Genomic DNA, 23240 nt, shown 5'->3' with positions numbered 1-23240 from the left:
CGACGCGTCCGAGCTGCAAGGAGTCGCTCGATGCGCCACCCCCCGCGTTCAGTACTTTGAGCCATCCCCGAGCACACGTGGAGCACCTGACGCGGGGTCGCTCGTTCCCGTGGGATCCCCTGTGCCGTGCGTGCCGTCCGGAATGTCCGGCCGGCCCCGCGGCCTGTCCCGACCAGGCCCGGACGGTACCCCCACCCGTAAGGCACCAGGCCGCGCGCTCGTTCCCGCGGCCCAGAAGGACAGCCCCCTACGGATAGGAAACCCGCACCATGAGTCGCACCAGAACCGCGCTCCTCGCCGCCATGACGCTGGTCGCCGGCGCCACCGGGACGGCGATCGCCGCCGTCCCCGGCGACGCCGGCGCGGCCGCCGTCCCCTGCACCGTGGACTACAAGGTGCAGAACCAGTGGGACACCGGCTTCACCGCGTCCGTGACGGTCACCAACAACGGCGCCGCGAAGTCGTCGTGGGCGGTGAAGTGGTCCTACGCCGGTAACCAGAGGGTCACCAGCGGCTGGAACGCCAAGATCACCCAGTCCGGCGCGAACGTCACCGCGGCCAACGAGTCCTACAACGGCACGCTCGCCAACGGCGGTTCGGCCACCTTCGGCTTCCAGGGCACCTACAGCGGCAGCAACGCGGTCCCCGCCACCTTCACCCTCGACGGCGTGACCTGCAACGTCGACTCCGGCGGCCCGACCGATCCGCCGGACCCGACCGACCCGCCCGAGGGCGACCGGGTGGACAACCCCTATGACGGCGCCAAGGTGTACGTGAACCCCGAATGGTCCGCGAACGCCGCCGCCGAGCCGGGCGGCGACCGCATCGCCGACCAGCCCACCGGTGTCTGGCTGGACCGCATCGCCGCCATCAACGGCGCAGGCGGCAAGATGAGCCTGCGCGACCATCTCGACGCGGCGCTCGAGCAGAAGGGCTCCGGCGAACTCGTCGTCCAGCTCGTCATCTACAACCTGCCCGGCCGTGACTGCGCGGCCCTCGCCTCCAACGGCGAGCTGGGCCCGACGGAGATCGACAAGTACAAGACCGACTACATCGACCCGATCGCGGAGATCCTCTCCGACTCGAAGTACGCCGACCTGCGGATCGTCACCACGGTCGAGATCGACTCGCTCCCCAACCTGGTCACCAACGTGTCGCCGCGGGAGACCGTGACCGAGAACTGCGACATCATGAAGGCCAACGGCAACTACATCAAGGGCGTCGGCTACGCCCTGAACAAGCTGGGCGACGCCCCCAACGTCTACAACTACGTGGACGCCGGCCACCACGGCTGGCTGGGCTGGGACGACAACTTCGGTCCCTCGGCGGAGCTGTTCAAGCAGGCCGCGAACGCCGAGGGCGCGACCGTCGCCGACGTGCACGGCTTCATCGCCAACACGGCCAACTACAGCGCCCTGAAGGAGGAGAACTTCTCCATCAACGACAACGTGGCCGGCAAGTCGGTGCGCGAGTCGGACTGGGTCAGCTGGAACCGCTACGTCGACGAGCTGTCGTACGCCCAGGCGCTGCGTGAGGAACTGGTCTCGATCGGCTTCGACTCCGGCATCGGCATGCTGATCGACACCTCCCGCAACGGCTGGGGCGGCGCGGACCGGCCCACCGGCCCCGGCGCCACCACCGACGTGAACACCTACGTCGACGGCGGCCGCTACGACCGCCGCTTCAACACCGGCAACTGGTGCAACCAGTCGGGTGCGGGACTCGGTGAGCGGCCCCAGGCCTCCCCGGAGCCCGGGATCGACGCCTATGTGTGGATGAAGCCCCCGGGCGAGTCCGACGGGGCGAGCGAGGTCATCGACAACGACGAGGGCAAGGGCTTCGACCGGATGTGCGACCCGACCTACGAGGGCAACCCGCGCAACGGCAACAGCATGTCGGGGGCGCTGCCGAACGCCCCGATCTCCGGACACTGGTTCTCCGCCCAGTTCCAGGAGCTGATGAAGAACGCGTACCCGCCGCTGTCGTGACGGGCTGACCACCGGTCCGCCGGGTCCGGGCCGTCCAGGCCCGGACCCGGCGGACCGCCGCGCGTCTCTCCCCGGCCCGCCTTTTTGCGCGACCGGCAACAACGGTTGCTCCGGTCCGGTGCGTCGTCGCACCCTGACGGCATCCGAGCGGAGAGGCTGACACCATGGCGCACCACCACGAGCACGAGCAGGGACACGGCCACGGGCACGGGCACGGGCACGGGCACGACGACATCGACTGGGCCGAGCTGGCGCCCCTGCTCGAATCGCAGGCGGAGCTGTTCACCCCGCTGTACGAGCGCGCCCTGAGCTGGCTTGCGAAGGAGGTGACCGAACCGGGACTGATCGTGGACGCGGGCAGCGGTCCCGGCGTCATCGCCGCGCTGTTCGCCGAGACGTTCCCGGGGGCCCGGGTCATGGCCGTCGACGGCTCCGAGCCGCTGCTGGAGCGGGCCCGCGCGCGGGCGGAGCGGCAGGGGGCGGCCGACCGTTTCGGCACCCTCGCCGGTGAACTCCCCGGCGTGCTCGACGAACTGGACTACCCGGCCGACCTGCTGTGGGCCAGCCGCAGCATCCACCACCTGGGGGACCAGAGCGCCGCGCTCGCCGCCTGCGCCGAGCGTCTGGCGCCCGGCGGCACGCTGGCGGTGATGGAGGGCGGCCTGCCCGCCCGCTTCCTGCCCCGTGACATCGGGTTCGGCCGGCCGGGGCTCCAGGCGCGCCTCGACGCGGCGGAGGAGGAGCGGTTCAGCCGGATGCGCGCCGAGCTGCCGGGCTCGGTGGCCGTCGTGGAGGACTGGCCCGCGCTGCTGGCCTCGGCCGGTCTGCACCACACTCGCACGCGCACGTTCCTCCTCGACCTGCCCGCCCCCGCCACGGACCGCGCCCGCGCCTACGCGGTCGCCGTCCTCACCCGCGCTCGCGAGATCATGGCCGAGGACCTGGACGCCGACGACCGCGCCGCCCTCGACCGCCTCCTCGACCCCGACGACACGGCGAGCGTGCACCACCGCCCTGACGTGTTCGTCCTGGCCGCCCACACCGTCCACACGGCGGTGCGGCCCGTGTGACGGCTTGACGGAGGGCTCTCCCGGCGATGGACCGAGAGGGTGCTGACCAACGTCCTCGGCCCCGCCCTGCCGATCCGCGCCTCCATCGACGCCCTGAAGGAGACCCGCGGACGGATCGTGCTGGTCGGCAGCGTCACCGGGTTCGTGCCCATGCCGGGCAATCCGTACGGCGCGACCAAGTACGCGGTGACCGGGCTCGCCGAGAACACCCGGCGGCAGGTCGCCGACTGGGACGTCGGCGTCACACCCGGCCGCGTGGAAACCCCGTTCGGGGACGCCCACGGCAGCCTTCCACCCGGGCATCTGCTCACCGCCGACCGGATCGCCGACTCGGTGGTGCGGGCCCTGGACCAGTCGGAGGGAGTCGACGTCAACACCGTGGTCGGGCCGCCCCGTCGGCCGGCCCCACTGGGGCCTGTCATGTGGATCGCCCTGGCGTCGCGGGGCCGGCTCGGCCGAGATGCACCGTCGGCCACGGCCAGGCGATCCCGGCGAAAGGCCCTGAGCGGTCCGACGGCCTCCCCGGGTCCGGGGAGGCCGTCGGGTGCCGGGCGGGTCAGCCGGCGTTGAACTCCGCCGGGTGCGAACCCAGCCGCCGGTCCTCGTTCAGCGCGCTGATCGCGGCGAGGTCCTCGGCGTCCAGAGCGAAGCCGAACACGTCGATGTTCTCCGCGATCCTGGACGGCGTCACCGACTTCGGGATGACGATGTTGCCCAGCTGGAGGTGCCAGCGCAGCACCACCTGGGCCGGCGTACGGCCGTGCTTCTGCGCGATCGCGACGATCGCCGGGATCTCCAGGATGCCCTTGCCGGAACCCAGCGGCGACCACGCCTCCGTGGCGATGCCCTGCTCGGCGTGGTACTCACGCGCGGCGTGCTGCTGCAGATGCGGGTGCAGCTCGATCTGGTTGACCGCCGGGACGACCGACGTCTCGCCGATCAGGCGCTCCAGGTGCTCCGGCAGGAAGTTCGACACACCGATGGCACGGACCCGGCCGTCGGCGTACAGCTTCTCGAACGCCTTGTACGTGTCGACGTACCGGTCGCGGGCGGGCGTGGGCCAGTGGATGAGGTACAGGTCCACGTGGTCGAGGCCGAGCTTCGCCAGGGACGTGTCGAAGGCGCGCAGCGTGGCGTCGTACCCGTGGTCGCTGTTCCAGACCTTGGTGGTGACGAAGAGCTCCTCGCGCGGGATGCCCGACGCGGCGACGGCCCGGCCGGTGCCCTCCTCGTTGCCGTAGATCGCCGCGGTGTCGATGCTGCGGTAGCCCGCCTCCAGCGCCGTCGCCACGGCCGTCTCGGCCTCCGCGTCCGGTACCTGCCAGACGCCGAACCCCAGCTGAGGCATCTCGACGCCGTTGTTCAGGATGATCGGGGGGACCTTGCTCACGAGCTCTCGATCCTTCGTTTGTGGTCAGGTGTTACCCCATCGTCAACGATCACTGCCCGCGCCGCATTCCTGACCGCCGTATTCACACGCGGTAGAGCGCCTCGACCTCTTCCAGGTACGCCTTCTCGATCGCCTTGCGCTTCAGCTTCAGTGACGGGGTGAGCAGCCCGTGCTCCTCGGTGAACGGCTGCGCCAGGATGCGGAACGTACGAATCGACTCCGCCTGGGAGACCAGGGTGTTGGCCGCGACCACGGCGCGCCGCACCTCCGTCTCCAGGTCCGCGTCCCGCACCAGCTCGGCCGGCGGCAGCTGCGGCTTGCCGCGCATCGTCAGCCAGTGCTCCACCGCCTCCTGGTCGAGGGTGACCAGGGCGGCGATGTACGGGCGGTCGTTGCCGACCACGATGCACTGGTTGACCAGCGGATGGTCGCGCACCCGCTCCTCCAGCACCCCCGGCGACACGCTCTTGCCGCCCGAGGTCACCAGGATCTCCTTCTTGCGCCCGGTGATGGTCAGATAGCCGTCCTCGTCCAGGGAACCGAGGTCCCCGGTGGCCAGCCAGCCGTCGTGAAGGGCCTCGTCGGTGGCCTTGGGGTTGTTGAGATAGCCCTCGAAGACGTTGTCGCCGTGCAGCCAGATCTCGCCGTCGTCCGCGATGTGCACGGTGACCCCCGGGACGGGTTGGCCGACGGTGCCGTAACGGGTGCGTTCGGGCGGGTTGGCGGTGGCCGCCGCCGTCGACTCGGTGAGTCCGTACCCCTCGTAGATGTGCACACCGGCGCCCGCGAAGAACAGCCCGAGCCGGCGGTCCATCGCGGAGCCGCCCGACATGGCGTGCCGGATCCTGCCACCCATCGCCGCGCGGATCTTGGAGTAGACGAGCTTGTCGAAGAGCTGGTGCTGCATCCGCAGCGCCGCGGACGGTCCGGGACCGTCGCCCCAGGCCTTCGCCTCCGTCGCGTCCGCGTACTTCACGGCCACGTCGACGGCCTTCTCGAACGGCCCCGAGCGGCCCTCCCGTTCCGCCTTGCGCCGCGCCGCGTTGAACACCTTCTCGAAGATGTACGGCACGCCCAGGAAGAACGTCGGCCGGAAGGCGGCCAGGTCGGGCATCAGCGCCGCCGCGTTCAGCTGCGGCTGATGGCCGAACTTCACCCTCCCGCGGATCGCCGCCACCTCCACCATCCGCCCGAAGACGTGCGCGAGCGGCAGGAACAGCAGCGTCGACGCCTCGTCGCCCCTGCGGGAGTGGAACACCGGCTCCCAGCGCTGGATGACGGTGTCCGCCTCGTACATGAAGTTGCCGTGCGAGAGCACACAGCCCTTGGGGCGGCCGGTGGTGCCAGAGGTGTAGATGATCGTCGCCACCGAGTCGGGCGTGACCGCCTGACGGTGCCGGTGCACCACCTCGTCGTCGAGGTGCGCGCCCGCGTCGTACAGCTCCTGCACGGCGCCCGCGTCCAGCTGCCACAGCCTGCGCATCCGCGGCAGCCGGTCGATGACCGTGGCGATCGTCATCGCGTGGTCCTCGTGCTCCACGATCGCGGCGGTCACCTCGGCGTCGTGCAGCATCCAGAAGCACTGCTCGGCGGAGGAGGTGGGGTAGACGGGGACGACCTGCGCGCCGACCGTCCACAGCGCGAAGTCGAAGAGGGTCCACTCGTAGCGGGTGCGGGACATGATCGCCACCCGGTCGCCGAACCGGATGCCGCCCGCCAGCAGGCCCTTGGCGAGGGCGAGCACCTCGTCGCGGAACTCGGCGCTGGACACGTCCCGCCAGCCGCCGGTGTCGTCCTTGCGGCCGAGCGCGACGCGCAACGGGTCTTCCTCGGCATACCGGAAGACCACGTCGGCCAGACCGCCCACCGGAGGCTCCAGGGCCAACGGAGGGTTGGTGAACTCGCGCAATCCCGCTCCCGCTCCTGAGCGCTCGGACTGGGGCGGGACCACGTCGTCCCGCACAGCGCCGTGAAAGCTACCCCACGGCGCCGCGCGCCGGGAGGGGGCGAAAAGATGAGCGCGGCTCTCGTTCGCGCTGGTCAGGGACGGAAAATGCGCTCACATGCGGAAGGGTCGGACAGAAACCTGACCGGAGAGTAAGTTTCGGTGGAGCAATCTCCACGGAATCTGTACGAGCCCGTGACCGTGCCTTGGGGCGGCCGGACGGCCCCACTCGTCCCAGCGTGCGCGCGCTCCGTACCGTCACCCCCGCCCGCCGCGGTGCAGCCGGTCACCGCCCGCGAGGATCGCCGCCGCCAGGGCGTCGGCCGCATCCTGGGCGGAGGGCCGGCGCCGCCCGTGCGCCACCACGAAGTCCACCTCGCCCGGTTCCGGCAGCCCCGCCCGCTCCGGCACCCGCGCCAGCCCCGGCGGGATCAGCCCGCGCGAGTGCACCATCACCCCGAGCCCGGCCCGGGCCGCCGCGAGCAGACCGTTCAGGCTGCCGCTGGTGCAGACGATCCGCCACTCCCGGCCCTCCCGCTCCAACGCCCGCAGCGCGAGGGCCCGGGTGATGCCCGGCGGCGGGTAGACGATCAGCGGCACCGGACGGCCGGGGTCCAGCCGCAGCCCCGGCGCCCCGATCCACACCAGTTCGTCGTGCCAGACCAGGCGGTGCGGATCCGTGCGCGGGTCCTCCGGCCGCCGCTTGGCCAGCACCAGGTCCAGCCGGCCCGCGGCCAGCCGCTCGTGCAGGATGCCCGACAGTTCGACCGTCAGTTCCAGATCGACCTCCGGGTGCTCGTGCCGGAACCGTTCGAGGATCTCCGGCAGCCGCGTCAGCACGAAGTCCTCCGACGCCCCGAACCGCAGCCGCCCGCGCGGCCGGGTGCCGGTGAAGAACTGGGTCGCCTGCTCGTGCACGTCCAGGATCCGCCGCGCGAAGCCGAGCATCGCCTCGCCGTCCTCGGTCAGCTCCACCGAGTGCGTGTCCCGGGTGAACAACTGCCGTCCGGTCGCCTCCTCCAGCCGCCGCACATGCTGGCTCACGGTCGACTGACGCAGCCCGAGCCGCCGCGCCGCCTGCGTGAAGCTCAGCGTCTGCGCCACCGACAGGAACGTCCGCAGCTGCGTCGGGTCGTACATGCCGTCAGCGTAACCGTGTCATCGCGGAACATGATGACAGTGAGAGCGGTATACCGGATTCCCGATCACGGGCGCGGAAAGCAGGATGGAGAGGGGGACACCCGTGACCACCGGACGAGGGCTTCCCCGGACACCGCGCGAGCACGAGCACGAGCACGAGCAAGTGGAGCACAGTGAAACGCCTGCACTGGCCGAGCCGGCTGCCGATCGACCCGTACATCCTGCTCCTGCTCGGGACGGTCGGCGTCGCCGCGCTGCTGCCCGCACGGGGCACGGGCGCGGACCTCGCCTCCGGCGCCTCCACCGCCGCGATCGCCTTCCTCTTCTTCCTCTACGGCGCCCGGCTCTCCACCCGCGAGGCCCTGGACGGGCTCAAGCACTGGCGGCTCCACGTCACCGTGCTGGCCTGCACCTTCGTCCTGTTCCCGGTGCTCGGCCTGGCCGCTCGCGGACTCGTCCCGGTGTTGCTGACCGACCCGCTGTACCAGGGTCTGCTCTTCCTCACCCTTGTGCCGTCCACCATCCAGTCGTCGATCGCGTTCACCTCGATCGCCCGCGGCAACGTGCCCGCCGCGATCTGCGCCGGCTCCTTCTCGTCGCTGGTCGGCATCGTCCTCACCCCGCTGCTCGCGGCGACGCTGCTGGGCAGCAGCGGGGGCGGGTTCTCGGCCGGTTCCATGATGCGGATCGTGCTCCAGCTGCTCGTGCCGTTCGTCGCCGGGCAGCTGCTGCGCCGCTGGATCGGCGGGTTCGTCGCCCGGCACCGGAAGGTCCTGGGGCTGGTCGACCGGGGCTCGATCCTGCTCGTCGTCTACACCGCGTTCAGCGAGGGCATGGTCCGGGGCATCTGGCAGCAGGTGAGCCCCGCCCGGCTCGGCGGACTGCTCGCGGTGGAGGCCGTGCTGCTCGCGGTGATGCTACTGCTGACCTGGTACGGCGCCAAGGCACTGCGGTTCGGCCGGGAGGACCGCATCGCGATCCAGTTCGCCGGTTCGAAGAAGTCCCTGGCCGCCGGTCTGCCCATGGCGAGCGTCCTGTTCGGGGCGCAGGCCTCGCTGGCCGTGCTGCCCCTGATGCTGTTCCACCAGATGCAGCTCATGGTGTGCGCGGTGATCGCCAAACGCCGGTCGCACGACCCGGTCGACGCGGCGGCCGGGGAGGTCACCGTCCCGGGCCGAGCCGGACGCTCACGAACCGGGGCCGGTACAGGGACACGTTCCGGCTGAGCATCCCGGCCGCTCCGGCCGTCTCCAGCCAGTTCACGTCGTAGCTGAGCACCAGCCGCCCGTCGTCGCTCAGCTCCGGGTGCGTCTGCGGGTTGTAGGCGGCGGTCCCGCCCTGCGGCAGCGCGGGGGTGAACCGCCGCGCCGGTCCGTGCCACGGACCCGTCGGGGAGCAGGCCCAGTACGACGCCACCGTGGTCAGCCCCTCGGCACCCGCGGCCATGGTGAACAGCACATACGTCCGCTCGTCCCGCACCACCGAGAACGCGCTGCCCACGCCGGTGCGCCGCCCGTCGCCGAGCACGGGGCGCGGACGGGCGCGGGTCTGCCAGGCCGAGCCGTTCCAGTACTCCCAGGCCGCCGGATCGGCGAGCCCGCCCTCCGGGACACGGGCCACGTACGCGTGCGAGGCCGGGCGGGCGGCGGGCCGGCCGTCGTCACCGCCGAAGACATACGTCCAGCCGTCCTCCTCGACCAGCGTCGTCCCGAACAGCACCCGCCGGGACGGATCGGCGACCCCCCGCTGGTCGAGCACCGTCGCGACCGACTCGAGACGCAGACCGGGCAGGGAGAGGGTGGCGACCTCGGTCGCCGTGGGCATGCCGTAGATCCACGGTGGCTGTGCGGAGTCACGCACCCACAGCAGGACCCGCAGCACCTGCTCGGCGGAGCCGGGGGAGCGGGGCTCGACCCGGGCGGCGACGGGCCAGCGCCACCGGTGCGGCGCCGGGTCCGGGAACAGCGGCGCGGGGAGGGTGCCCTCCAGGCGGCCGTCCCGCATCAGCACACCCGAGTTGCGCACCAGTGGGGCGGTGGTGTCCCGCCAGGCGTGCGACTCGCCGACCGGGTTCGGCGGGCGGTGCACCCGGCCCAGGTAGGTGTCGGAGAACAGCCACAGCAGCCGGCCGTCGGGCAGGCGCACCGAGTGGGTGCCGTCGCCGCCGGTCCAGTCGTCGGTGCGGCCGGGGTCGTCGCCGTAGCGGGCGAACTCGGCGGTGAGGGTGTCGTCGGGGGCCCAGGACGTGACCGTGCGCGGCCGGCAGTCGTCGTCGCGCGCCCCGTCGTCCCCGTCCGGCCACCCGGTGACCAGCACGGCCGCGAGGACCAGGGCCAGCGCCAGCGCGATCCCGGTCCCCGTCCGCCGCCGTGCACCGGCTGTCCCGTCGGGCATGGTCGGGGACGCTAGCGGGTGTCGCGGCCCGGGTCCATGGCGCCTCGGAGCCCTCGGAGATCACTCCCGGTGGGGAACCGGCATCATGAGCACGTCGTGCCGGCCGGGGGAGCCGTGCCGTGCAGGAGGTACGTGTCGACGGTGTGCGTCGCGCACCGGTTGAAGGGGTAGGACCCGTGACCCTCCTCCCGCACCGTCAGCAGCACACCGACCCCCTCGCCCAGCTCGGCCGCCATCCGCTCGGCGCCCTCGTAGGGCGTCGTCGGGTCGCCGGTGTTGGCGACGACGAGGATCGGAGCGGCACCGTCCGCGCCGACGTCGGGGGTGGCGCTCTCGCCGTCGTACGGCCACTCGTAGCAGAGGTAGCTGCCGTCGGACCATGTCCTGCCGAAGACGGGGGAGGCCGCCTCGATCCGCTTCGTCAGCGCCTCGTCGTCGCCGGAGCCGGGACGCAGGTCGGAGTCGGCGCAGGTGATCGCCACGAAGGCGGACGTGCCGTTGCCGCCCGAGGCCCCGGCGCGGACCACGGCGCCGGCCCGGGTGCCGCGTGCCTGGGTCTCCGGGCCGTGGTCGTACGCCTCTTCCATCAGCGCGGTGCCGTCGCCCCGCTCCATGACCTCGCGGAGCGCCTTCGCCAGCGGCTTCCAGCCCTCCTTGCCGCTGTCCAGGTGGTTGGCGATGGCGTGGGCGGCGAGACCGTCGTCGAGTTCCTCTCCGCCGTCGGTGGGCGCGGGCTTCTCCGCGAGCCCGTCCAGCAGCTCGGTGACGCGCTGCCGGGCCACCTCGCGGCCGCTGCCGGTCGGGCAGTCGTCGTAGGCCTCCGCGCAGTGTGCGGCGAAGCGGTCGAAGGCGCCCTGGAGGGCCTTGACCTGGCTGAGATCCTCCTGCTGCCGGTCCAGCGTCGGGTCGACCGGGGCCTCGAGCACGAGCCGGCCCACGTTCCGGGGGAACAGATGGGCGTAGACGCCGCCCAGCCTGGTGCCGTAGGAGACGCCGAAGTAGTGCAGTTGCTCGTCACCGAGGAGATAGCGCATCAGGTCCATGTCCCGCGCCGTGTGGGAGGTGCCGACGTACGGCAGCAGCTCACCGGAGTGCTTCTCGCAGGCGGCGGCCCCCTCGTACTCCTTCTCCCCGCAGATCACGGGGGCCGTCCCGCCGACGCCGCGCGGATCGAAGCTCACGAGGTCGTACTGCTCGCCGAGCGCGGCGTAGTCGCTCGCGAACCCGGGGAGCCCCACGACGCCGGACTGGCCGGGACCACCGAAGTTGAGCAGCAGCGATCCGATCCGCCTCCGCTCGGGTCCGGTGGCCCTCTTGCGGATCATGGCGACGTCGATCGTGTCGCGGCCGGGCCGCTCGTAGTCCAGCGGCGCCTTCATCGTGGCGCACTCCCAGCCGTCGCCCGGGGCGTCACCGTCCCCCTGAGCCCCCGAGGGCGCCGGGCAGGCCGACCAGTCGAGCCGCTGGCGGGTCGTGAAGGCCGCGGGCAGCCCCGGCGGCGGATTCGTCGCCCTGCCTCCGTCCCGGCCGGGCGCGTCACCGCCCTCGGAGGACGCGGACGGGCCCGGGTCCGGGCCTGCGACGACATCGCATCCGGCGCCCGCGGCCGTCACGCACACGACCGCGAGGGCGAGCAGGTACGCGGCCGCGCGGCGGGGCCTGCGGAAGGGCCGGGCCGAACGGTCCGAGTTCCGAAATCGCCTACGCATGTGCGAGCCCCCCCCTGCCCCCTGGCACGCCGGAACGGCGTGCCGTTCGATGTCCGACCCGGTCTTCGACGGCTCGAACCTACTGATCATCCGTCGTCGACCGCAATCGACCAGGGGCCCGGCGGGAGACGTCAGGGCGCGGCGCGGTACGGGGCCGAGGCGGGGCCCCGCGGCGCAGGGGGCGCTCCCCGCCGGCAGGGGCCTTGCCGCCGTGCAGCGAGCGGGACCGGTCAGCCCCGGGCGGCCGCGGCCCGCAGGGCGATGCGGTCCTCACCCGCGTACACGTTCATGGAACTGCCGCGCAGGAAGCCCACCAGGGTCAGCCCCGTCTCCGCCGCCAGGTCCACCGCCAGCGAGGACGGCGCCGAGACCGCCGCCAGCACCGGTATGCCGGCCATGACCGCCTTCTGCGCCAGCTCGAACGAGGCCCGGCCGGAGACCAGCAGGACGGTCCGGGACAGCGGCAGGCCGCCGCTCTGCAGCGCCCGGCCGACCAGCTTGTCGACCGCGTTGTGCCGGCCCACGTCCTCCCGTACGTCGAGCAGCGCGCCCCGCTCGTCGAACAGGGCCGCCGCGTGCAGGCCGCCGGTGCGGTCGAAGACCCGCTGGGCCGCGCGCAGCCGGTCCGGCAGGCTCGCCAGCAGCTCCGGCGCCAGCGTCAGCGGGGGCGCGTCCGCGATCGGGTGGCGGGTGGTGGTGCGCACCGCGTCCAGGCTCGCCTTGCCGCACAGGCCGCAGGAGGAGGTGGTGTAGACGTTGCGCTCCAGCGTGACGTCCGGGACGACCACGCCTGGGGACGTCTTCACGTCGACCACGTTGTAGGTGTTCGAACCGTCGACGGTGGCCCCCGCGCAGTAGACGATGTTCTGCAGATCGGAGGCGTCGGCCAGCACCCCCTCGCTGACCAGGAAGCCGGCGGCGAGCGCGAAGTCGTCCCCGGGCGTGCGCATGGTGATCGCCAGCGGCCTGCCGTTCAGCCGGATCTCCAGGGGTTCCTCGGCGACGAGCGTGTCCGGACGGCTGGAGACCGCCCCGTCCCGGATGCGGAGCACCTTGCGTCGTTCCGTGACTCGTCCCATGTCCCTACCAGTTCCGCTCAGTCCCGGTTCTGTACGTGCGTGAAGCCGCAGCGGCCCTCGATGCGCAGATTGCCGTGGGCCACCGGATTGTCGTGCGGCGAGGTGACCTTCACGATCTCATTGTCCTGCACATGGAGCGTGAGGTTGAAGTCCCCACCGCGGTACGCGCAGGACCAGGGGAATCGCCGCGTCTCTGTCGACGAAATATTGTCCACAGTATGGAGAGGGCCGTAGCAAGGCTTTGTGCAGTACCAGTGGTTGTCTGCTCAACTGTCTTCTCAACGGCCGGTCGTCTCCCTACGGTTGTGGACTCATGAGTCCCCCCGTCGCACCCCCGGGCTGGAGCCGCTGGCTCGTCCCGCCCGCCGCCCTCTCCGTCCACCTGTCCATCGGCCAGGCCTACGCGTGGAGCGTGTTCAAGCCGCCGCTCGAGTCCGCGCTCGGCCTCAGCGGCACCCAGAGCGCGCTGCCCTTCCAGCTCGGCATCGTGATGCTGGGCCTGTCCGCCGCGTTCGGCGGCACCCTCGTCGAACGCCGCGGCCCGCGCTGGGCGATGACCGTCGCCCTGGTCTGCTTCTCCTCCGGCTTCCTGCTCTCCGCGCTGGGCGCGGCGACCGAGCAGTACTGGCTGATCGTCCTCGGCTACGGCTTCGTCGGCGGGATCGGCCTGGGCATCGGCTACATCTCACCCGTCTCCACGCTGATCAAGTGGTTCCCCGACCGGCCCGGCATGGCCACCGGCATCGCCATCATGGGCTTCGGCGGCGGTGCGCTGATCGCCTCGCCGTGGTCGGCGCAGATGCTCGAGTCCTTCGGTGACGACAACGTTGGCATCGCGCTCGCCTTCCTCGTGCACGGGCTCACCTACGCCGTGTTCATGCTGCTCGGCGTGCTGCTGGTCCGGGTGCCGCGCACCACGCGCCCGGTGGCCGGGACGCCCGCGGTGTCGCACGGGCCGCAGGTGTCGGCCCGTTCCGCGGTGCGCACCCCGCAGTTCTGGCTGCTGTGGCTGGTGCTCACCCTGAACGTCACCGCGGGCATCGGCATCCTGGAGAAAGCCGCCCCGATGATCACCGACTTCTTCGCGGACACCTCCGCTCCGGTGTCGGCGACCGCCGCCGCCGGGTTCGTCGCCCTGCTGTCGGCGGCCAACATGGCGGGCCGCATCGGCTGGTCGACCACCTCCGACCTGATCGGCCGCAAGAACATCTACCGGGTCTACCTCGGCGTCGGCGCGCTGATGTACGCCCTCATCTGGCTGCTGGGCGACACCTCCAAGCCCCTCTTCGTGCTCTGCGCCCTGGTGATCCTCTCCTTCTACGGCGGCGGCTTCGCCACCGTCCCCGCGTATCTCAAGGACCTGTTCGGCACCTACCAGGTGGGTGCCATCCACGGCCGGCTCCTCACCGCCTGGTCCACCGCCGGGGTGCTCGGGCCGCTGATCGTGAACTGGGTCGCCGACCGCCAGGAGGAGGCCGGCAAGCACGGACCGTCCCTCTACGGAACGACGCTGGTCATCATGATCGGACTGCTCGTCATCGGCTTCGTCGCCAACGAACTGGTCCGGCCCGTCCATCCCCGTCATTACGAGCCCGTTCCCGGGACGCCGAAGGAGGCCGCCGATGACCGGCGACAGCAGTCGGAATCCGCATAGCGGGGACCGCCGTGGTCTCATCGCCTTCTCCTGGCTCTGGGTGGGGGTTCCGCTCGGCTACGGTGTGTACGAGCTCGTGCGCAAGGCGACACAACTGTTCACGGGCTGACCGCGGACGCCCGGGACCGGCTCGAGGAGGCTGAGGGAAGCCGACAAGCCAGACGCCCGTTTCCTGTCGCTCCACCTGCCCTCGTACCGGTGAGTCACTGATCAGACTGGTGCATCCCGCAACCGGAAACGAGGGGGATCACCCATGATCGGCTCGCGCATCGCCGCCGTCGGCCACTACCAGCCCGCCCGGGTCCTCACCAACGAGGATCTGGCGGGCATGGTCGACACCAGCGACGCGTGGATCACGAGCCGGGTGGGCATCCGCACCCGTCACATCGCCGGCCCCGGCGAACCCGTCGACGAGCTGGCCGCGCACGCCGCCGCCAAGGCTCTGGCGGCGGCCGGCCGCACGCCCGACGAGATCGACCTGGTCCTGGTGGCCACGTCCACCGCGATCGACCGCTCGCCCAACATGGCCGCCCGGGTCGCCGCCCGCCTCGGCATGCCCGGCCCCGCCGTCATGGACCTCAACGTGGTGTGCGCGGGCTTCACCCACGCCCTCGCCACCGCCGACCACACCGTGCGGGCCGGCGGCGCGAGCCGGGTCCTGGTCGTCGGCGCCGACAAGATGTCCGACGTGGCCGACTGGACCGACCGCTCCACCTGCGTCCTCGTCGGCGACGGGGCGGGCGCGGCCGTGGTGGAGGCCTGCGTACCGGGCGAGGAGGCCGGGATCGGACCGGTGCTGTGGGGTTCGGTGCCCGAGATGGCCCACGCGGTGCGGATCGAGGGGACGCCGCCGCGGTTCGCGCAGGAGGGGCAGAGCGTCTACCGCTGGGCCGCCACCCGACTGCCGGTCATGGCCCGCCAGGCCTGCGAGAAGGCGGGACTGGTGCCCGAGGACCTCGCCGGGGTGGTGCTGCACCAGGCCAACCTGCGCATCATCGAACCCCTCGCCCGCCGGCTGGGCGCGGTCAACGCCGTCGTGGCCCGCGATGTCACCGAATCCGGCAACACCTCGGCCGCGAGCATCCCGCTGGCCTTCTCCAAACTCGTCGAGCAGGGCGCGCTGTCGAGCGGCGACCCGGTGCTGCTGTTCGGCTTCGGCGGGAACCTGTCGTACGCCGGCCAGGTCGTACGCTGCCCGTGAGCTCCCCGTCCTCCGGACGGAAGTGACGAGGCCGACTCGTCGGCCCCCGGCACGCGTGCCGCCGTAGGCTGTGGACAAAAGACAATCACTACGGGCGTCCGCGGTGACACCGGCGTTCGAGGTGGTGCACGGCGCTGCCGAGGAGGGGGACCGCGAAGGTGTCGACAGGACTGCCCCAGGGGGCGGTGCCGAAGCTCGAACGGCCGGGCCCGCTGCGCGACCGCGTCTACGAGGCACTGCTCGAACTCATCACCACCCGCGCCCTGCAGCCCGGCCGGCATCTCGTCGAGAGCGAGCTCGCCGGTCACCTGGGCGTCTCACGCCAGCCGGTGCGCGAGGCGCTCCAGCGTCTCAACACCGAGGGCTGGGTCGATCTCCGTCCCGCACAGGGCGCGTTCGTGCATGAGCCGACGGAGGAGGAGGCCGACCAGCTCCTCACCGTCCGCACCCTGCTGGAGGCCGAGGCGGCCCGGCTCGCCGCGCGCAACGCCGACCGCGCGGGCATCGAGGCGCTGCAGGAGATCCTGGCCCGGGGCCTCGAGGCCGTCGACGCCGACGACGTGGACGCCGCCGTCGTCCTCAACGCCCGCTTCCACGCCAAGGTCATGGAACTGGCGGGCAACGCCGTGCTCGCCGAACTCGCCGGCCAGGTCGACCGGCGTGTGCGCTGGTACCACACACCGGTCGCCCGGCAGCGCGGCGCGCAGTCCTGGGCCGAGCACCGCGAACTGATCGCCGCCATCACGGCCCGCGACGAGCAGCTGGCCACCCGCCTCATGCGCGAGCACACCGAACACACCCGCCGCTCCTACCACGCCCGGGCGGACTCCTAGGGGGGTCTGACACATGCCCGCGGCGTCGCGGCGTCGCGGCGTCTGGCACGCACGCTCGCCGCGTTGCCGCCTTGCGATCGCACGCACCGGACGCCGCTCCTTCTCCCGCGCTCATGTGTCAGACACCCCCTGGGACCGCAGCAGGGGGCAGAGGGATCCGGTGTCGCGGCCGGGTGCTCGCGCGGGGGTGCCGGGTGGGCTCGCGGGTTCCACCTGGCGGCCCAGGACGCGTGCCCGAGCGGCCGCGGCTCAGGAGCAGTCGTAGACGAGGCGGGCCGTTGCCGCCCGGCCGGAAGGGGACAGGACCCGGAGCTCCGCCGTCGCCTCGTAGCGGCCGGGGCCCTCGAAGGTCCACAGCAGGTGCAGACGCGCCTGCCGCTGACCCCGCGCCACCTTTTCGCGCAGCAGGTCGGACCGCGTGCCGTCGCTGCGTATCCAACGGTAGGTCAGGGTGCCCGGGCGGCCGTTCGTCGTGACGGTGCCCACCAGGTCCGCGGTGCCGTCGCATTCCACCGCGGTGGGCGGGGCCGTGACCGTCGCCGCCCGCACCGTGAGCGGGCCGACCCGCTGCCAGGCCAGCAGCACGAGGACGGCGAGCACGACGAGGGCGGGCAGCGCGTGCCGGCGGAGACCTTGCCGCCGGGGCGGGGACGGCGGCGGCAGCGGCGTCCGGGCGGTGCGGTGTGCGAGGGCGCCCGGCACGCCGGGGCCGAAGCGCAGCACGGCACCTTCCCTCCGGTCCGGCCGGACGGCGTCGTCGTGCGCCGTGGCGGTCACCGTCGTCGTGGTGTCCGGCTCCGGCCGCTGGATCCAGTGGCTCGCGAGCACGGTGGCGCTGTAGTCGTCGTCGCTTCCCGGCCGCGCGCCCCCGCCGGGCTCATCGGTCGCCTTCATCGCAGATCGCACCGCCTGGTGAGGAGCTGCCCGGACGCGCCCCCGTCGGCGGACGCCGGGGCGGTCGTCGCCGTCACCGTCCAGTAGCAGCCGAGCTGCTGGAAGACGTGCTCGGCGGTCACCGTGTACTGCGTGGCTCCGCTGCGCCGGAAGACCTGTCCGGCGCCGTCCGGGGACCCCGGTCCGCCCGGGGTGTCGCCCGTGAGCCACCGGAGGTCGATCGACACCGGTCCGGTGCCGTCCGTGACGACGGTGACCGTGGTGGTGGCGGTGGTGGGGCCCGTCTGCCGGAACTCCGCCACGGTGACGTCCTTGACCGAGGGCGCGGCCGGGGCGGTGTCCGTGGGGGAGGCGGCCGGGGAGCCGGGCTCGGTGGCCGGGCCGGCGGGTGTGCCGGGTCCGGGGTCGGTGCCCGGATCCGTCCCGGGGCCCGTCCCGGTGCCGGTGGCCGGGTCCGTGCCCGGGTCCGGCGCCGTTGCCGTGGCGGAGGCCGAGGGTGCGCCGGGGCCCGCGGAGGCCGGGTCGGACGGGGACGCCGTGGGAGCGCCGGCCGTCGGGGACGCGGACGCCGACGGGGCGGTCGGGCCTGAGGTCACGTCCGGGTGGGCGCTCGTGGTGGCCAGGGCCTCGGCCGTACGCTCCTGCGGCCCGACGGAGCCCGGGGGCGCGGCGTAGGCCAGCAGGACGGCCAGCAGGGCCGCCGCGGCGGCGGCCAGCATCCCCGGCCCCGTGGGCTTCCAGGCCCCCGCCCAGCCCCGGTCCGGCGCCTGCCGCAGCACCGTACGGGCGGTGTCGGTCGTCGACTGCCCCGGAGTGCGCGCCGACGGGAGCAGCAGCGGGAGCAGCGCCACCAGGGCGGCCAGCCGCCCGCGGCCCCTCTCCTCCCACCCGGGCCCGTACGCCGTGCCCGCGACCGCCTCCAGCTCGGCGACGAACGCCTCGGCGTCGGCCGGCCGCCCCACGGGTTCCTTCGCGAGTCCCCGGCGGACCAGTGACCGCACCGCCTCGGGCACCTCCGCCGCCGGGACCGGCGCGTCGACGTGCCGCAGGGCGAGCTCGGCGATGTTGTCGCCCGCGTACGGCTTGCGGCCGGTGAGGCACTCGAAGAAGGTCGCCGTGGCGGCGTACACGTCGGTGGCCGGGGAGGCGGGTTCGCCGCGCCACTGTTCCGGCGCCATGTAGGCCGGCGTGCCCGCCACCCCGGCGCGCGCACTCGTGCCGACGGCGATCCCGAAGTCGACGAGCTTGGACGCGCCGTCCGGCGTGACCAGGACGTTCTCCGGCTTGTAGTCGCGGTGCACCACACCGGCCCGGTGCGCGTCGGCGAGGCCGAGCAGCGAACCCTTCAGGATCAGCAGCGCGGCCTCGGGATCAAGGGGCCCCTGGCCGGCCAGCACGGCCCGCAACGACACCCCGTCCACGAGTTCCATCACGATGGCGGCCCCGGCCGGGCTCTCCACGTACTCGTACAGCCCGGCGACATACGGGCTGTCCAGACCGCCGAGCAGCCGCGCCTCGGTGCGGAAGCCGTGCACGAAGCCCGGGCGGGTGTGCAGCGACTCGCTGAGGTACTTGACCGCGACCGGGACGCCGGTCCCCTCGTGCACCGCCAGCACCACGCGTCCGCTCGCACCTGCGCCGAGCTCCAGCGACTCGGTGTACCCCGGAACCGTCCATGTGCTCATCGAGATCCCCCCGGGGCCGGTCTCCGTCCCCCAGGAGTATCGCGCCACTCCGGGGCATCCGGCCCTCGCGATGACAGACACACTTTCGGCCGCCGCGGTTGCGGTGCCGTCGGTGTCCGCGCACCGGTGGATTTCCGCACCCGAGGTCCCGTCCGTTCCCCCGGCGACGGTCGCCCGGGGTGCCGCGCGGGCGCTCTTTGTCCTGTGAGTGGAAAAAGTAGGGGCCAATTCCTGCGAGACTTCTTCCCACCTCCGGCAAGCGCTGCTACTTTCCCATCCGAAGGAACGCCACACACGTGGCCGGAATCCGGCGCGCACAGGCCGATGAGGCGGGGAGGGGCTCGTGAGACGTATGACCGCGCGACCCGCCAACGCCCACCAGGCACGACTGCTCAGGCTGCTGCGCGACGGTGGCCCCAACTCCCGTGCCCAGCTGGGTGACCAGGTCGACCTCTCCCGGTCGAAACTGGCCGTGGAGGTGGACCGGCTGCTGGAGACGGAACTGGTCGTGGCCGACGGACTCGCCGCCTCGCGCGGCGGCCGGCGCTCCCACAACATCCGGCTCAACCCGCATCTGCGGTTCCTCGGCGTCGACATCGGCGCGACCTCGGTCGACGTCGCCGTCACCAACGCCGAACTGGAGATCCTCGGGCACATCAACCAGCCCATGGACGTACGCGAGGGACCGGTCGCGGTCTTCGAGCAAGTACTGTCCATGGCCGCCAAGTTGAAGGCCTCGGGGCTCGCGGAGGGGTTCGACGGCGCCGGCATCGGCGTCCCGGGCCCGGTCCGCTTCCCCGAGGGCGTCCCGGTGGCTCCGCCGATCATGCCGGGCTGGGACGGCTTCCCCGTGCGGGAGGCGCTCAGCCAGGACCTCGGCTGTCCGGTCATGGTCGACAACGACGTGAACCTGATGGCCATGGGGGAGCAGCACGCGGGCGTCGCCCGCACCGTGCACGACTTCCTCGTCGTCAAGATCGGCACCGGCATCGGCTGCGGCATCGTCGTCGGCGGCGAGGTCTACCGCGGTACGACGGGCAGCGCGGGCGACATCGGGCACATCCAGGCCGTGCCCGACGGACGTCCGTGCGCCTGCGGCAACCGGGGCTGTCTGGAGGCGCACTTCTCCGGAGCGGCCCTCGCCCGGGACGCCACCGAGGCCGCCCAGCAGCAGCTCTCCGCCGAACTCGCGAGCCGGCTGGAGGCGAACGGCACGCTCAGCGCCGTCGACGTCGCCGCCGCGGCCGCGGCCGGTGACGCCACCGCCCTCGATCTGATCCGCGAGGGCGGCAACCGCACCGGCCAGGTCATCGCCGGCCTGGTCAGCTTCTTCAACCCCGGCCTGGTGGTGATCGGCGGCGGGGTGACCGGCCTCGGCCACACCCTGCTCGCCGCGATCCGCACCCAGGTCTACCGCGGGTCGCTGCCCCTGGCCACGGGCAACCTGCCCATTGTCCTGGGGGAGTTGGGCCCCAGCGCCGGAGTCATCGGCGGAGCCCGGCTCATCAGCGACCACCTGTTCTCGCCCGCGTAAGCAGCACCGCACCCCGCCCCACCCGCTCCACCGCACGGCACAGCACCGCCCCGTCACCTCCGTGTCCACCACCGTCAACAAGCGCCCGCCAACGCTCTGCTCCGCCCTGCCTGAAAGCGCTTGCCCCGCAAGGGGATCGCCCTGACACCGGCCCGTACGCCCGCCGAGGGGAATCCGCATGGCACCAGAACCACCGCTGCTCAGCATGTCCGGCATCACCAAGTCCTTCCCCGGAGTCCGGGCCCTGGACGGCGTCGACCTCGACGTCCAGGCGGGCGAGGTGCACTGCCTGCTCGGCCAGAACGGCGCCGGCAAGTCCACCCTGATCAAGGTGCTGGCCGGCGCCCACCAGCCCGACTCGGGCACCATCCGCTGGCGCGGCGACGACGTCACCCTGCGCTCGCCGATCGCCGCCATGCGTCTCGGCATCGCCACCATCTACCAGGAACTCGACCTGGTGGAACACCTGTCCGTCGCCGAGAACGTCCACCTCGGCCACGAACCCACCACCGCCGGCTTCGTCGTCAGGGGAAGGGCCGCCAGGGCGTCGACCGCCGAACTCCTCAAGCGGCTCGGACACCCGGAGGTCGACCCGGCCCGGCTGGTCGGGGACCTGTCCGCGGCCCAGCAGCAGATCGTGTCGATGGCACGGGCGCTCTCCCACGACGTACGGCTCATCGTGATGGACGAGCCGTCCGCCGCGCTCGACCCGGACGAGGTCGACAACCTCTTCCGGATCGTCGGGGACCTCACCGCCGACGGGGTCGCCGTCGTCTACATCTCGCACCGTCTGGAGGAGATCCGGCGCATCGGCGACCGGGTCACCGTCCTCAAGGACGGCCGGGCCGTGGCCGGCGGACTGCCAGCCAAGTCGACGCCCACCCGTGAGGTGGTCGCCCTGATGACGGGACGCAACGTCGAGTACGTCTTCCCGGAGCGGCCCGGCGCCGTACCGCAGGGCGAACCGGTGCTCACCGTCGAAGGACTGTCCCGCCGGGGCGAGTTCGCCCCGCTCGACCTCGAGGTGCGCCCCGGGGAGATCGTCGGGCTCGCCGGACTCGTCGGCTCGGGACGCTCCGAGATCCTGGAGACGATCTACGGCGCCCGCAAGCCCGACACCGGCCGGGTCCTCGTCGACGGACGGCCGCTGAAGCCGGGCAGTGTGCGGGCCGCCGTACGCGCCGGGCTCGGGCTCGCCCCCGAGGAACGCAAGGCGCAGGCCCTGCTCATGCTGGAGTCCGTCACCCGCAACGTGTCGGTCTCCTCCATGTCGCGCTTCGCGAGGGCCGGCTGGATCGACCGCGGCGCCGAACTGGGGGCGGCGCGCGCGGCGGTCCGCGAACTGTCCCTGCGGCCCGACAACCCCGACGTACCCGTGCGCACCCTGTCCGGCGGCAACCAGCAGAAGGCCGTGCTCGCCCGCTGGCTGCTGCGCGGCTGCCGGGTGTTGCTGCTCGACGAACCCACCCGCGGCGTCGACGTCGGCGCCCGCGCCGAACTGTACGCGGTCGTCCGCCGGCTGGCGGACGAGGGCCTCGCCGTGCTGCTGGTCTCCAGCGAGGTGCCCGAGGTCCTGGGCCTCGCCGACCGCGTCCTGGTGCTGCGCGAGGGCGACGTCGTCCACACCGCGCCCGCCCGCGAACTCGACGAACACCGTGTACTCGACCTGGTCATGGAAGGAAGCCCGGCGTCATGACGCAGAACGTCTCCCCGCCGCGGGACAGCACCGGAAAGGTGCCGTCGGCCGCCGAACAGCCACCCTGGCGCGCCGTGTTGTTCCGCGCCGACGTCCGCACGATGTCGCTGCTCGGCGTACTCGCCGTACTGATCCTCATCGGCGGCATCACCAAACCGGACCAGTTCCTGGACACCCGCAACCTCCAGCTCGTCCTCACCCAGGCCTCCGTCATCGGGGTCGTCACCGTCGGCATGACCTTCGTCATCATCTCCGGCGGCATCGACCTCTCGGTCGGCGCGATCGTCGCCCTCGCCTCGGTGTGGGCCACCACGGTCGCCACCCAGGAGTTCGGCTTCGGCGGCATCCTCTTCACCGCCGTACTGGTCGGACTGGGCTGCGGACTGGTCAACGGGGTGCTCATCGCGTACGGCGGGATGGTCCCGTTCATCGCCACCCTCGCCATGCTCGCCTCCGCCCGCGGACTCGCCCTGCAGATCACCGACGGGCGGACGCAGATCGTCACCGTCGACGGCGTCCTCGACCTCGGTGAACGCGACTCCTACATCCTCGGCATACCGCCGCTGGTCCTGGTGTTCGCCGCGGTCACCGTCATCGGCTGGCTGGTCCTCAACCGGACCACCTTCGGCCGCCGCACCGTCGCCGTCGGCGGCAACGCGGAGGCCGCCCGGCTCGCCGGCATCGACGTACGCCGCCAGCAGCTCTACCTGTACCTGCTGTCCGGGCTGTGCTGCGGCATCGCGGCCTTCCTGCTGATCGTCCTGGCCGGCTCCGGCCAGAACACCAACGGCAACCTCTACGAACTCGACGCCATCGCCGCCGCGATCATCGGCGGCACCCTGCTCACCGGGGGCCGGGGCACCATCGTCGGCTCCGTCCTCGGCGTCCTGATCTTCACCACCATCACCAACATCTTCGCCCTGAACAACCTGCAGAGCGACGTCCAGCAGATCGCCAAGGGCGCGATCATCGTCGCCGCCGTGCTGGTCCAGCGCCGTACCGCGAGCACGACCTAGGAAAGGGTTCAC

Annotated in this window: 18 protein-coding genes and 2 pseudogenes; 11 read left to right on the top strand and 9 right to left on the bottom strand. The window is 72.4% G+C overall.

All coding sequences use genetic code 11. The features are described 5' to 3' along the window. Window positions 1-269 precede the first annotated feature (269 nt). The 3 genes and pseudogenes from ACZ44S_RS02920 to ACZ44S_RS02910 form a co-directional block, all read left to right on the top strand. Window positions 270-1988 (top strand): glycoside hydrolase family 6 protein, encoded by a 1719-nt coding sequence (locus ACZ44S_RS02920; RefSeq protein WP_466923860.1) that lies wholly within the window; start codon window positions 270-272, stop codon window positions 1986-1988. Between the two features lie 164 nt (window positions 1989-2152). Further along, the gene (locus ACZ44S_RS02915) at window positions 2153-3058 is read left to right on the top strand and encodes a class I SAM-dependent methyltransferase (protein ID WP_466923857.1); all 906 of its coding nucleotides are present in this window, start codon (window positions 2153-2155) and stop codon (window positions 3056-3058) included. A gap of 27 nt (window positions 3059-3085) precedes the next feature. Beyond that, window positions 3086-3467 (top strand): annotated as a pseudogene (locus tag ACZ44S_RS02910) (SDR family oxidoreductase); the annotation flags it as partial. A gap of 147 nt (window positions 3468-3614) precedes the next feature. Here ACZ44S_RS02910 and ACZ44S_RS02905 read toward each other — a convergent pair. The 3 genes from ACZ44S_RS02905 to ACZ44S_RS02895 all read right to left on the bottom strand — a co-directional run bounded on the left by ACZ44S_RS02905 (window position 3615) and on the right by ACZ44S_RS02895 (window position 7533). Then, complete coding sequence (locus ACZ44S_RS02905; RefSeq protein ID WP_466924372.1) at window positions 3615-4406, bottom strand: aldo/keto reductase; 792 nt, start codon at window positions 4404-4406, stop codon at window positions 3615-3617. A gap of 124 nt (window positions 4407-4530) precedes the next feature. Next, window positions 4531-6357 (bottom strand): AMP-dependent synthetase/ligase, encoded by a 1827-nt coding sequence (locus tag ACZ44S_RS02900; protein WP_466923855.1) that lies wholly within the window; start codon window positions 6355-6357, stop codon window positions 4531-4533. A 294-nt stretch (window positions 6358-6651) separates the two neighbouring features. After that, window positions 6652-7533 (bottom strand): LysR family transcriptional regulator, encoded by an 882-nt coding sequence (locus ACZ44S_RS02895; RefSeq protein WP_466923852.1) that lies wholly within the window; start codon window positions 7531-7533, stop codon window positions 6652-6654. 173 nt (window positions 7534-7706) lie between these two features. Here ACZ44S_RS02895 and ACZ44S_RS02890 point away from each other — a divergent pair, with 173 nt between their 5' ends. Next, window positions 7707-8759 carry a bile acid:sodium symporter family protein gene (locus tag ACZ44S_RS02890; protein ID WP_466923848.1) on the top strand — a complete coding sequence of 351 codons (1053 nt, stop codon included), beginning with the start codon at window positions 7707-7709 and terminating at the stop codon, window positions 8757-8759. Here the strand turns inward: ACZ44S_RS02890 and ACZ44S_RS02885 are convergent. The 4 genes and pseudogenes from ACZ44S_RS02885 to ACZ44S_RS02870 form a co-directional block, all read right to left on the bottom strand. After that, the gene (locus tag ACZ44S_RS02885) at window positions 8695-9927 is read right to left on the bottom strand and encodes a DUF4185 domain-containing protein (protein WP_466923846.1); all 1233 of its coding nucleotides are present in this window, start codon (window positions 9925-9927) and stop codon (window positions 8695-8697) included. The two genes, ACZ44S_RS02890 and ACZ44S_RS02885, sit on opposite strands and share 65 nt — an antisense overlap. A gap of 83 nt (window positions 9928-10010) precedes the next feature. Next, on the bottom strand, window positions 10011-11636 hold the full coding sequence (locus tag ACZ44S_RS02880) for an alpha/beta hydrolase (RefSeq protein ID WP_466923843.1): 1626 nt from the start codon (window positions 11634-11636) through the stop codon (window positions 10011-10013). Between the two features lie 230 nt (window positions 11637-11866). Continuing rightward, on the bottom strand, window positions 11867-12715 hold the full coding sequence (fdhD, locus tag ACZ44S_RS02875) for a formate dehydrogenase accessory sulfurtransferase FdhD (RefSeq protein ID WP_466923840.1): 849 nt from the start codon (window positions 12713-12715) through the stop codon (window positions 11867-11869). Window positions 12716-12732: 17 nt separating this feature from the next. After that, window positions 12733-12885: pseudogene (locus ACZ44S_RS02870) on the bottom strand (2Fe-2S iron-sulfur cluster-binding protein); the annotation flags it as partial. 143 nt (window positions 12886-13028) lie between these two features. Here ACZ44S_RS02870 and ACZ44S_RS02865 point away from each other — a divergent pair. The 4 genes from ACZ44S_RS02865 to ACZ44S_RS02850 all read left to right on the top strand — a co-directional run bounded on the left by ACZ44S_RS02865 (window position 13029) and on the right by ACZ44S_RS02850 (window position 16403). Continuing rightward, a complete protein-coding gene (locus ACZ44S_RS02865) occupies window positions 13029-14369 on the top strand; it encodes an OFA family MFS transporter (RefSeq protein WP_466923838.1) in 1341 nt (446 codons plus the stop codon). Then, entirely contained in the window at window positions 14338-14478 is a 141-nt protein-coding gene (locus tag ACZ44S_RS02860) for an MFS transporter small subunit (protein WP_466923836.1), read from the top strand. Before ACZ44S_RS02865 ends, ACZ44S_RS02860 begins: the two co-directional genes overlap by 32 nt. A 144-nt stretch (window positions 14479-14622) precedes the next feature. After that, entirely contained in the window at window positions 14623-15570 is a 948-nt protein-coding gene (locus ACZ44S_RS02855; RefSeq protein ID WP_466923834.1) for a beta-ketoacyl-ACP synthase III, read from the top strand. Window positions 15571-15728: 158 nt separating this feature from the next. Continuing rightward, on the top strand, window positions 15729-16403 hold the full coding sequence (locus tag ACZ44S_RS02850) for a GntR family transcriptional regulator (protein ID WP_466923831.1): 675 nt from the start codon (window positions 15729-15731) through the stop codon (window positions 16401-16403). A 249-nt stretch (window positions 16404-16652) separates the two neighbouring features. On the opposite strand, the gene ACZ44S_RS02845 is transcribed toward ACZ44S_RS02850, so the two are convergent. Together ACZ44S_RS02845 and ACZ44S_RS02840 are read right to left on the bottom strand one after the other, a co-directional pair. Next, a complete protein-coding gene (locus ACZ44S_RS02845; protein WP_466923828.1) occupies window positions 16653-17297 on the bottom strand; it encodes a hypothetical protein in 645 nt (214 codons plus the stop codon). Then, on the bottom strand, window positions 17294-18982 hold the full coding sequence (locus tag ACZ44S_RS02840; protein WP_466923826.1) for a serine/threonine-protein kinase: 1689 nt from the start codon (window positions 18980-18982) through the stop codon (window positions 17294-17296). The genes ACZ44S_RS02845 and ACZ44S_RS02840 overlap by 4 nt, the downstream gene beginning before the upstream one ends. A gap of 352 nt (window positions 18983-19334) precedes the next feature. Between ACZ44S_RS02840 and ACZ44S_RS02835 the strand changes: the two genes are divergently transcribed. The 3 genes from ACZ44S_RS02835 (at window position 19335) to ACZ44S_RS02825 (ending at window position 23228) form a co-directional block, all read left to right on the top strand. Further along, a complete protein-coding gene (locus ACZ44S_RS02835; protein ID WP_466923823.1) occupies window positions 19335-20516 on the top strand; it encodes an ROK family protein in 1182 nt (393 codons plus the stop codon). 178 nt (window positions 20517-20694) lie between these two features. Then, on the top strand, window positions 20695-22212 hold the full coding sequence (locus ACZ44S_RS02830) for a sugar ABC transporter ATP-binding protein (protein WP_466923820.1): 1518 nt from the start codon (window positions 20695-20697) through the stop codon (window positions 22210-22212). Next, window positions 22209-23228, top strand: a complete 1020-nt coding sequence (locus ACZ44S_RS02825) for an ABC transporter permease (RefSeq protein WP_466923818.1) — start codon at window positions 22209-22211, stop codon at window positions 23226-23228. The genes ACZ44S_RS02830 and ACZ44S_RS02825 overlap by 4 nt, the downstream gene beginning before the upstream one ends. Window positions 23229-23240: the final 12 nt, after the last annotated feature.

This window comes from Streptomyces malachitofuscus, from assembly GCF_055571035.1.
The sequence above is the reverse complement of the archived record's forward strand: the minus strand, read 5'-3'. Positions and strand labels throughout refer to the sequence as shown.

What these genes read in the sequence shown, in the direction of transcription:
- ACZ44S_RS02920 (WP_466923860.1), top strand. Translation starts at nt 270, where the DNA reads ATGAGTCGCACCAGAACCGCGCTCCTCGCCGCCATGACGCTGGTCGCC.
- ACZ44S_RS02915 (WP_466923857.1), top strand. Translation starts at nt 2,153, where the DNA reads ATGGCGCACCACCACGAGCACGAGCAGGGACACGGCCACGGGCACGGG.
- ACZ44S_RS02905 (WP_466924372.1), bottom strand. Translation starts at nt 4,406, where the DNA reads ATGCCTCAGCTGGGGTTCGGCGTCTGGCAGGTACCGGACGCGGAGGCC.
- ACZ44S_RS02895 (WP_466923852.1), bottom strand. Translation starts at nt 7,533, where the DNA reads ATGTACGACCCGACGCAGCTGCGGACGTTCCTGTCGGTGGCGCAGACG.
- ACZ44S_RS02885 (WP_466923846.1), bottom strand. Translation starts at nt 9,927, where the DNA reads ATGCCCGACGGGACAGCCGGTGCACGGCGGCGGACGGGGACCGGGATC.
- ACZ44S_RS02880 (WP_466923843.1), bottom strand. Translation starts at nt 11,636, where the DNA reads ATGCGTAGGCGATTTCGGAACTCGGACCGTTCGGCCCGGCCCTTCCGC.
- fdhD (WP_466923840.1), bottom strand. Translation starts at nt 12,715, where the DNA reads ATGGGACGAGTCACGGAACGACGCAAGGTGCTCCGCATCCGGGACGGG.
- ACZ44S_RS02865 (WP_466923838.1), top strand. Translation starts at nt 13,029, where the DNA reads ATGAGTCCCCCCGTCGCACCCCCGGGCTGGAGCCGCTGGCTCGTCCCG.
- ACZ44S_RS02860 (WP_466923836.1), top strand. Translation starts at nt 14,338, where the DNA reads ATGACCGGCGACAGCAGTCGGAATCCGCATAGCGGGGACCGCCGTGGT.
- ACZ44S_RS02855 (WP_466923834.1), top strand. Translation starts at nt 14,623, where the DNA reads ATGATCGGCTCGCGCATCGCCGCCGTCGGCCACTACCAGCCCGCCCGG.
- ACZ44S_RS02845 (WP_466923828.1), bottom strand. Translation starts at nt 17,297, where the DNA reads ATGAAGGCGACCGATGAGCCCGGCGGGGGCGCGCGGCCGGGAAGCGAC.
- ACZ44S_RS02840 (WP_466923826.1), bottom strand. Translation starts at nt 18,982, where the DNA reads ATGAGCACATGGACGGTTCCGGGGTACACCGAGTCGCTGGAGCTCGGC.
- ACZ44S_RS02835 (WP_466923823.1), top strand. Translation starts at nt 19,335, where the DNA reads ATGACCGCGCGACCCGCCAACGCCCACCAGGCACGACTGCTCAGGCTG.
- ACZ44S_RS02830 (WP_466923820.1), top strand. Translation starts at nt 20,695, where the DNA reads ATGGCACCAGAACCACCGCTGCTCAGCATGTCCGGCATCACCAAGTCC.
- ACZ44S_RS02825 (WP_466923818.1), top strand. Translation starts at nt 22,209, where the DNA reads ATGACGCAGAACGTCTCCCCGCCGCGGGACAGCACCGGAAAGGTGCCG.